At 54.4% G+C, this 838-nt stretch carries 1 protein-coding gene; it reads right to left on the bottom strand.

The window, feature by feature from the left end; translation table 11 throughout:
• The coding region (locus WH91_RS20810) for a TauD/TfdA dioxygenase family protein (protein ID WP_046172933.1) at positions 1-795 on the bottom strand (795 nt) is incomplete at its 3' end.
• Positions 796-838: the final 43 nt, after the last annotated feature.

The raw sequence follows: 838 nt of genomic DNA, 5'->3' as shown, positions 1-838 counted from the left end.
TCGGTGCATCGTGCAGCGGTTGTCCCACATCATGATGTCGCCGGCATTCCAATGCTGAACAAATACATCCTGAGTGTTGGTCGTATGCTCCCAAAGCTGGGCGATGAGATCGGTGCTCTCGCCCAGTGGCATTCCGACGATCCATGCACCATCCGCAGTGCCGCCGAGATAGAGGGCCTCACGACCCGTTTCGCCATGTGTCCGAACCAGCGGATGCACCATGCCAACCCATTCTCGGAAGTCCTCGGACGCCGGCTTATCCCTGCCCAAGCGCAACTTGCCGGTTTTGTCGTACGTGCTTTGGAAGAAAATCTGGCGTTTGGCCACAACGTCGCGGAGATGTTTGGGGAGCGTGTCATAGGCTTGATAGGTGGAGAGACAGTAGGTGTCGCCCCCGGTTTCAGGCACCTGCACCGCCCGCAGAATTGCACCGGCTGGCGGGTTTTCGTAGAACCATGTGTCGGTGTGCCAGGTGGCTTCGCTGTTACCCATTGCACCGCTGGGACGGCCATCTTTCATAGCGTTGCTGATGACCAGGATTTCAGGGTGTGTGGGATGTCCACCTTCCTGAAGCTGTTTAGGGTGAATGACGAACTCGCCGAAGTGGGTTGAAAAATCGACTTGCTGTTGGTCGTTGATGTTGGCATCGCGAAACCTGATGACGCCATACTGCAGCCAAAATTCGCGGACCGTTGCAATATCGTCCGCAGTATAGTGATTAAAGTCGAAGCCTCGAATGTCTGCACAGACATTGCTGTCGTGCTGGACGGCCGTAATTTTGTTCTTGGTCAGCATCTTTTCTACCTCCGCTGGAATTGATGATTTTGACAATTACAAA

The organism is Devosia psychrophila, assembly GCF_000971275.1.
GTDB classification, from domain to species: Bacteria; Pseudomonadota; Alphaproteobacteria; order Rhizobiales; family Devosiaceae; genus Devosia; species Devosia psychrophila.
Note: the sequence above shows the minus strand (reverse complement) of the source record. Positions and strands in the feature narration are given on the sequence as shown.